Annotated in this window: 8 protein-coding genes; 5 read left to right on the top strand and 3 right to left on the bottom strand. The window is 46.5% G+C overall.

Features of this window, described 5'->3' with window-relative positions:
* The first annotated feature begins 37 nt into the window (after nt 1-37).
* Together AC3A8L_RS17270 and AC3A8L_RS17265 are read left to right on the top strand one after the other, a co-directional pair.
* A complete protein-coding gene (locus AC3A8L_RS17270; protein WP_487963520.1) occupies nt 38-151 on the top strand; it encodes a tyrosine-type recombinase/integrase in 114 nt (37 codons plus the stop codon).
* Between the two features lie 159 nt (nt 152-310).
* The gene (locus AC3A8L_RS17265) at nt 311-574 is read left to right on the top strand and encodes a CopG family ribbon-helix-helix protein (RefSeq protein WP_487963519.1); all 264 of its coding nucleotides are present in this window, start codon (nt 311-313) and stop codon (nt 572-574) included.
* A gap of 435 nt (nt 575-1,009) precedes the next feature.
* Here AC3A8L_RS17265 and AC3A8L_RS17260 read toward each other — a convergent pair whose 3' ends face one another.
* The 3 genes from AC3A8L_RS17260 to rpoH all read right to left on the bottom strand — a co-directional run bounded on the left by AC3A8L_RS17260 (nt 1,010) and on the right by rpoH (nt 4,476).
* Nucleotides 1,010-2,032 carry a family 16 glycosylhydrolase gene (locus AC3A8L_RS17260; protein WP_487963518.1) on the bottom strand — a complete coding sequence of 341 codons (1,023 nt, stop codon included), beginning with the start codon at nt 2,030-2,032 and terminating at the stop codon, nt 1,010-1,012.
* Nucleotides 2,033-2,161: 129 nt separating this feature from the next.
* Nucleotides 2,162-3,562 (bottom strand): helix-turn-helix domain-containing protein, encoded by a 1,401-nt coding sequence (locus tag AC3A8L_RS17255; protein WP_487963517.1) that lies wholly within the window; start codon nt 3,560-3,562, stop codon nt 2,162-2,164.
* A 53-nt stretch (nt 3,563-3,615) separates the two neighbouring features.
* Nucleotides 3,616-4,476 (bottom strand): RNA polymerase sigma factor RpoH, encoded by an 861-nt coding sequence (gene rpoH, locus AC3A8L_RS17250; protein WP_487963516.1) that lies wholly within the window; start codon nt 4,474-4,476, stop codon nt 3,616-3,618.
* Between the two features lie 230 nt (nt 4,477-4,706).
* Between rpoH and AC3A8L_RS17245 the strand changes: the two genes are divergently transcribed.
* The 3 genes from AC3A8L_RS17245 to AC3A8L_RS17235 form a co-directional block, all read left to right on the top strand.
* The gene (locus tag AC3A8L_RS17245) at nt 4,707-5,408 is read left to right on the top strand and encodes a TetR/AcrR family transcriptional regulator (protein WP_487963515.1); all 702 of its coding nucleotides are present in this window, start codon (nt 4,707-4,709) and stop codon (nt 5,406-5,408) included.
* A 122-nt stretch (nt 5,409-5,530) separates the two neighbouring features.
* Nucleotides 5,531-6,613 carry a lipid A-modifier LpxR family protein gene (locus AC3A8L_RS17240; protein WP_487963514.1) on the top strand — a complete coding sequence of 361 codons (1,083 nt, stop codon included), beginning with the start codon at nt 5,531-5,533 and terminating at the stop codon, nt 6,611-6,613.
* A 343-nt stretch (nt 6,614-6,956) separates the two neighbouring features.
* Nucleotides 6,957-8,787, top strand: a 1,831-nt coding sequence (locus AC3A8L_RS17235; protein ID WP_487963513.1) for a PKD domain-containing protein, incomplete at its 3' end; no start/stop codon positions are given.

Below are 8,787 nucleotides of genomic sequence, written 5' to 3'. Positions count from 1 at the left end.
CGGCCAGCCGCTCACACCCGACCGCCTTAGTCGCTCGGTGACTAAATACATCAAACAAGCCGACATCCGCTTTATCCAGCAGATGCTAGGCCATGCGAGCATCAACACCACCGAGATATACACCCACGTGAGTATCTCGAAGCTCAAGTAAATCCATGACACAACCCACCCGACGATGCATCGAGAGCGACAAGCAGGAAGCGACCGAAGAGGAGCTGTACACGGCTCTGAGCGAGGAAAAAATGGAAGATGAGACGGTGTAGCGTTACTGTTGTTAAACAGTGTTTAACAAATGCAAACAGGTGACCTTATGTTAGACGTGCGATTAGACGAACAGCTTGAAAAACGCTTAAATTCACTAGCGGCCAAGACACACAGTTCCAAGAGTTTCTTAGCTAAAGAGGCGCTAACCCGCTATGTCGAGAAAGAGGAGCGTAAACAGCGTGAAAATGAACTGACAATGGCGCGCTGGCAGGAATACCAAGAAACCGGCGAAACCGTCAGCAATGAAGATATGATGGATTGGCTAGACTCTTGGGGTGCGGATGAGGAGAAACCATGCCCTGTGAGATAGTCTGGTTGACTGGCGCATCTAAGGATATTGCCCGCTTAAGAAACTTTATCACATCAGAAAACCCTCGCGCGGCACGGAAACTAATCGGGGACACCCATAACATTAAGCTATCAAATCAATAGGTTAGTATTCTCCAGGATGAACCTCGCCCCCAAAAGCCGCTAAAGCTTAACTTTCTTAGCGGCTTTTTTTATTGCCTGTTACGTACGCAGATAGCGGGACAGCCCCCCTATATTCAACATCAAATAGCTGGGACAGGCACTCGTTTTGTGCGATGCATGTAAAGAGAACACTCACCTTTTTGACTATCAACTACGGCTTTTAGCCTTGCTGTTGAATCAGGCCTGTTTGGTGGCGATGTGCACCAAACAGGCCGATATTGGCAAGTTTTACGTTGAGCGAAAAACGCCAATTCACACAAAAACTGATACTGCGTTAGCTTACTCTGCGATTTAATACTGAGCGAAAACCAAAAATTCTAACCAGAATTAATAGAGAAAGCCCTAGCCAATGCAAGCCTGTAGCGGCGCCTACTTGAACTGTACCCTGGCTGCCTGATGATGCCGCACTTGAAGACACAGATGATGAAGGGGCAACAGAGGATGAGCTGGCAGGCTGGGAGGAAGAACTAGCGGCCAACGAGGAGCTAGATGGCTGCGCGCTGCTTGATACCATTTGCTGCGGCTGATCGACGGGCGGATTACCGTTATAACCTTCCTGCCCCTCGCGCGTTAAGGCGAGAACTAAGTAGCCATTTTTTACAACAACATTGTTTGGGGCAAAATCTGCGCGGTTCTCGCTAAATGTCCAGTCTGCGGTGCCCCAGCGGCCTTGATCAAAGTAATCAAAGTCATCACGCCACTCTAAATTAAAGTTGCCATTATTCCAGCTGTAAAACTCAACCCAATTTACAAACATCTGCAATGGAAGCACGTTATCGTTCCAGTTACCGACCCACTCCGGTATTCCTGGAGGCCAAAAGTTAATGCGTAATTGTGCCAAGCTGGTTAAGTCTGATGCTTGGCCGCCATTGGTTGTGCGGATGACTTTGCCATCCACTAACCAGCGCACCCGATTTGGCGTCCACTCCATTGTGAAGGTGTAGTAACCGTCGCCAAATGAGTCGTTTTGAGTATGAACTTCTTCGGAATAGATTCTTTCGCCTAGGCCAGTAATGATATTACTCTGCCAAGATGTAGCATTGTTTTTACCGAAGACCTCCACATCTACTTCTTCCCAAAAGATCGAGTCCATCTCTGAGCCATCTTTCCATAAAAAGAAGTTTGAAATGACCCCGCTAGCCTTAGCGGCTCGCATGCGCATCACAAATTTCCCGTACTGAGCAGTATCACTTGTGAATATTTCGGCACCCTTATAAGGTTTGGCAGCAACGCTTAGCGCCCCTGTAGCCAAACATGAAATAAGCGTCACTGTGAGATATTTTATAATTCGCGACATTTTGACAGCCCTACCTTTATTGCTTTGCTTTTAGAGTAAAAGCATCACCGTAACGGCCAGGTATAACGCGGGTAAAGCTGCAAAATACGCCCCAAAGGAAGTGAGACGACGATAGGTAAACTGAAAGTCTCAATAAGCGCCCGATAGATGTTGAGCCGCCGCATTGCGCCGATAAGCCGTTGGTGTAGTGTTAAGGCATTGCTTGAACACACGGTTAAACGTCGCTTTGCTATTAAAGCCAGCCGCCTCGGCTATAGCCAGTATGCTCAAGTGGGCCTGCGAACCATCACTTAATAAACGCTTTGATTCATCAATACGAAAGCTGTTGAGGTACTCGTGAAAGTTTCTACTTGAACAATGGTTTACAGCCAACGAAACATTCCGAGGCGAGACTCCTGCGCGAAGCGCAAAGCGCTCGAGCGTCATTGTAGGATTCAAAAACGGTTTATCGGCGACAACGAATTGCTCGATTTGATGGTAGGTAGCCAAAAGTTGCTCACGCCCTTGCGCATGCTCCTCGGCAGACTTATCTTCTGCCGGTTGCGGCGGGCTTAATTCTGCTTCGCATTGCGCCTCTACACTGCGACCATTGCGGCCTCCGCAGTACATAAGCAATATCACCAAAAGCAGTGTCATATAGTTTCCAATAACACCCATTACATCACTGAAAACAACAGGTAATACAATACCGGCCAAATGAGTAACGAACGCCCAGAGCTTTATTAGGCTGAACCCAGCCACAAGATATAAAAGATTTTTCCATTGAAGGGTCTGGGCGCCAGGCTCTTTTCGGCTAATGTAAAACAGCTGAAGACACATAATGCCATACGCAAGCGGCATCACTTTTTTTAACAGGATAAATTCAGCAAAATGCGTTTGCGGCTGACTGTATAAACCCAGGTTTAAAATAAGCTCACGCTGAAGCTCCACAGGGAAGCGATAAGCCACGCCATAAAGGTAAAATGGAATGAGCAGCGCTGGGAGTAAATGAATAATATCGCTGTAGCGAAAACGATAAGCCGTAATTAGTTCTGAGCGAATAAAACCATAAAGCACCGGCCCAAAAGCAAAGGCCGAAAAACTGAATACGGTTAGCAACCATGGTGAAAGATTAAAAGCCGCATACCGCACCTCGCTCCCCCAAAAAGCGAGGGTATCAAACGCAATCATGGCGTTAAGAGCGAAAAAGGCCATTAGTAAATGGCGCGATGGTTTTTTGTAGCCATTACGGTTAAAGCTAAATAGCGCTAACGCAAGACTTATCACTAAAACAGTCAACAAAACCAGGTCGTTAATATTGAATAGCACGGTATTCATGGACGATACATTCCCCCTACACTGGCCGCCCCTAGGGTCTGTAACTCGCATTGAGCAGTATTGCGCGATAGAACAGCCAGACACAAACAGACATTTAACCCAGTTTAATGACGCCAGGGCGGGGAATGCAATACACCAAAACTTAACTTTGTGTGGTGGATGGCTTTTTGGGTGAATATTGCAGCCCAACCATTGCACCCAATCAGCAGACACAAAAAAGCCGCCTTTCGGCGGCTTTTTTTAAAACACTACAGACCGTAGATCCTCTACGCCTCCATAATACCTTTGAGCTTTTTCATGGCGTTCTTTTCAAGCTGGCGTATACGCTCAGCCGAAACGCTATATTGGGCAGCAAGGTCGTGTAGAGTCGACTTGCTATCATCATCCAACCAGCGCTGCTGTAAAATGTCACGGCTGCGCTCATCAAGCTGCTCTAATGCAGACTCCAGATTGTTAACACTGGTTTTTTCCCAATCTGCTGCTTCCACCATAGAGGCCGGATCGTAGCGCTTATCTTCCAGCATATTGGCTGGCGCTAGGTACGCGGTAGACTCATCATCGTCATCTGCGCCAGCGTCAAAGCCAGCATCAAAGGCTGATAATCGCCCTTCCATGTCCTGCACATGCTTAACATCAACGTTTAAATCGGCCGCGACGGCTTTGGCTTCATCGTGTGTTAACCAGCCCAAGCGCTTCTTTTGGCCGCGCAAGTTAAAGAATAATTTGCGCTGCGCTTTGGTCGTCGCGATTTTCACAATGCGCCAATTGCGCAAGATGAACTCATGAATTTCGGCCTTAATCCAATGCACCGCAAAAGAGATCAGGCGAACACCCTTCTCGGGGTTAAAACGCTTAACGGCCTTCATTAGGCCTACGTTACCTTCTTGGATAAGGTCACCTTGCGCAAGGCCATAACCGGAATAAGACTTGGCGATATGCACAACAAAACGCAAGTGAGCCATTACTAACTTACGTGCAGCCTCTAAGCTTTCACTGTAGTAAAGATCCTCTGCTATCTCTTGCTCTTCGGCGGCCGTCAGTATTGAGAACTGACTAATCGACTGCATGTAAGCATTAAGATTTTGTCCGGGAGCAAGCACGTCAACACGTTGCAAACTTGTACCCATAATGTGTAAACCTCCAAATAAAATTGCGAGCTGAGTGTAGCACTCATTTTTAAGCTCTGCCAAGTCTTACATGTGTCAAATTTCACAGCGATGCAAGCCTTGCAGTTTCTAGCTTTTGCGGCAAGTTCGAGTATAGGTCACAAAAGAAGTTCCCGGTAATACCTCCAACAAGCCACCCTTTTGCAACCCGAATCACTCCACCAGAAACTACGCACATAAAGATAGAGACAATGGTTATAAAGCCGATATTGACAAATAAGCCGACCGGTCATATTATTTCACAGCAAAAGCAGTTGTTACAATACCGGGCACGCACAATTAACACTTTAAACCACAGCGGTAGCCACACCATGAATAAGCGCGAAGACAAAAAAGAAGCCATATTACTGGCCGGCATGGATGCAATGAAAGCCGCAGGCTACAACGGCACCAGCGTTAAAGATATCGTCGATGCGGCTGGCGTACCTAAGGGCTCTTTTTATAACTACTTCGAAAGCAAAGAGCAATTTGCGCTTGATGCTATTGAGTATGCGAGTATAGAAGGCCGTGAGCATGCAGCCACGCTTCTAGAAAACACAACACTAACGCCCTTAGAGCGATTAACTCGCTTTTTTGAATCGGGCATAGACTGTGCCACCAGCAATGATTACAAACAAGGGTGCTTCCTTGGCAATATGTGCCAAGAAATGGCTGATACTTCAGACGATATTCGCAACACCCTCGACAAAAGCCTGAATAAAATCACTCGCATGCTCGCCAAAGTCATTATCGAAGGGCAGCAAAACGGCACACTTAAAAACCAACAAGACGCCCAAGTTATCGCTGAGTTTTTATTCAATGCCTGGGAAGGCGCATTAATGCGAGCAAAAGCCGCCAAGTCTTGCACGCCACTGCAAGCCTTTAAAAGTATGCTCAGCTCCACACTAAACTAAGCCCGCCCCCCAAAAAAAACGATTTATAGCCAACAAGACATCTATATATTTACCCACAGACAAAAATAAGCCGACCGGTCAGCTATAAATAAAAAGACGACCAGTCACCTAAAGAGATAACTATGTACCTATATATAAGTAGGCCCGCCCTTAAAGCGCACTCCTATACTGCACTTTTATTCTTTTTCTCAGCACTACTATCGTTGTCGCTCCATGCGCAAGAAGCTCCCATTGCCACGCCGAGTGCACTACCCAGCAACAGCCAAAATTCCGAACGCTGGGGTTTTTCGTACGAGAATGATTTATTTGTCCCTGGGGGGCGTGACCAAGATTACACCTATGGCATTAGTGTTAGCCATTCAAAAGCCAGCCTATTGACCGCGGCTACACATGCTCCTCTTGACGCACTAAACCGCTTTTTCCGCGTTGCAGAGAAAGGCCACAGCGGCGGCATAGAAGCCGGATTTTACGGTTTCACCCCAGAAGATATTACTCAAACCGCCGCCACTCATGGGGACCGCCCCTTTTCGAGCTTGGTTTACCTAAGTACCTCCGCTGTACAACTTAATGCCCCGCGCAATACTGTGGTTCGCTCGCAACTTACCTACGGCATACTGGGCTTAAGCCTTGTTGGCCAAGTACAAACCAAAACACATGAAATACTCAATGGCGACACTCCCAACGGCTGGAACCATCAAATATCCGAAGGCGGCGAACCCACCTTGCGCTACAGCGTATCCCGCCAACGATTACTCAACAATAATGTGACTCACACCGAATGGCGACAAACTCAAGCGATATCAGTAGGCTATATTACCGAAGCCAGTTGGGGGCTAAGTTTTCGCAGCGGCAACCTTAATTCACAATGGCACACCTTTAACCCAGAACTCGCCAGCTACGCAGAATCATCCGCTAACATTCATAAAAGCTGTAATGAATGGTTTTTTTGGGGAGGTGTTTCCGTAAAAGCGCGTGCGTATAACGTATTTTTACAAGGACAATTTAAAAACTCCGCTGTAACCTACGGCAGCAACGAATTAAATCACATCATTATTGAAGGCTGGTTAGGTTTTACTAAAGCCTTTAGCAATGGTTACTACGCCAGCTATGGTTTACGCGGCCATACATCTGAGGTAAAAGCAGGGGCTGGCGACAGGAGTGTTTTGTGGGGTGGATTACTAATGGGGAAGCGCTTGGATTTATAGCTCAGCAGGCCCCATTAATAATGCCTCCAATAGAATATATTGTTTTTTAAAAAATTCCGCCTATGTGATTATTCAGTAAAATTATCCACGGCGGCCTAACACCAAAAAAATAAGTCACCACCCATATATTTACGAATACGTTAACAAATATTGTTGCACTTCCCTGTAAAATATTTATACTTCGACCCGCGCTAATGACAGCGCATTAGATTAAAGACAGGATGTCGCACTTACTCACGGATAGAGAACCCTTCGTTCTACTTTCTCAATATTCCTTCGTGCCTACAGCCTTCCTGTTTTTAAAAATTGTTCGTCAGTTTTTATTCATACAAGGAGTTTTGATATGCGATTCACACATAAAGCCGTTTCGTTTATACCATTAGCGATCGCCGTCGCATTAGCCGGCTGTTCAAAAGATGAAGATGCAGCAGGTTTGTTTGGTAAAAGTGGTGCCCCTAATGATGTTGTAAGCCTTGGAGGCGGAGCAGTTCAAGGTGAGCCACCCACCGCCACTATTAGCGGAGCAACAACCGTCGACGAAGGTAGTGAATTTGCAATAAATGCGACACTTGGCGATGCACTGACGCAAACATGGAGCCAAGTATCAGGCCCGACACTCATCATTAAAACACCAACAAAATCGGCCTTAAGTCTTGTAGCCCCTAAAGTTAATGAAAATTCTGTTGCCGTATTACGCTTAACGGCTGTTAACGATCACGGCATAACAACAGCTGACGTTCACATTAATATTATTAATGTTCCTGTCGCCCCCACAGCTTTCGCTGGCGACGACGTTACTGTTTTAGAAGGTGCAGTAGGCTCAATACAAGCGACAGCATCAGTAATCGCTGGTGAACCTGCCGTTAGCCAATATCGTTGGGAGCAAATTTCAGGGCCAAGTATTACACTCGACAGTGATAGCGCCACCCCTTCATTTACAGCACCAGAAGTGGCCGTAGACTCTGCCGCCGTATTTCGCTTTACCGCGATTGGCGCCATCGAAAGCGCGCCCGACGAAGTCACTATTAATATTATTAATAAAACGCCTATCGCCGAGGCTGGCGCTTTAATTGAAGTGCTTGAAGGTGAAAACTTTACCCTCAACGGCAGTGCATCAACCGCCAATGGTGACCGCCCAATTACACAATATGTATGGCGAAACCTGAGTGATGATTACCCCGTTGCTAATGATGATGCCACCACAGCAACACGTACGCTCACAGCCAAAGGCGTAGACGCCAACCAAGAGTTTCAGTTTGCCCTTAGCGTAGCTGATGGTACCGATAGTAGTGCAGAAGATTTTGTAACTGTACGCGTATTAGACGGCGGCGATAAGCCCGTTGCCATTGCTCGCGATATTACCGTGCCGCAAAATACCCCTGTTGCTCTAGATGCAACGCCATCAACAGAACCACAAAACAGAGCGCTCACCTTTAACTGGTCACAAGTTTTAGCGGACGGCGAAAGTGCTGTTAATTTCACCCTAAGTGATGATGGCTCTAAAATTAATTTTACCGCCCCCTCTATTGATGCCGATAAAAATTTAACCTTTCGCGTAACGGCCTTTAACGGTTTTAACTACTCAGATGCAGAGACTGTTACCGTAAAAGTAATTGCTGAAGAAATCTACAGCGGCGAGCGCGTTAAATTAAAAGGTAACCCTTATACCGCTATTGGCGATAAATTAGACCTAGGCGTAACGCCTTACAGTATTGAAGTTGTCGGCAATCACGCCTACATCACTTACCACGAACTTAAGAAAAATGATGCGGGCATTCAACCTACCGGTTTATTAGTTGTCGACATCTCTGATGACAGAGCACCTAAAGTTGTGAAAGATTACCCAATAACTTGGGATGGCCGAGAAAACGTAAGCAATGTACAGCTGCGCTTAGCTGTAGATGCCGAAGAGAAATTCGCCTATATCATCGAGAAGAATTTATTAGGTGCCGATGGAGATGAAGCCACAGGTGTTTTACGCATTGACTTAAGCCAAGCTCCTGTAGATGCTAACAATGGTGTGCAGCTTCAAAAAGCCACTGAAGATTCTGACGGCGAGCAATTCTCCGATATCGTTTATCGCGGCGGCGAACTTTATGCATTGGAATACAGTGATTACGGTGCAATTTACCGTTTAACAACGAATGCTGAAACCGGTGTTAGCGAATTCACAT

It is taken from the genome of Marinagarivorans sp., from assembly GCF_982758155.1.
The sequence above is the reverse complement of the archived record's forward strand: the minus strand, read 5'-3'. Positions and strand labels throughout refer to the sequence as shown.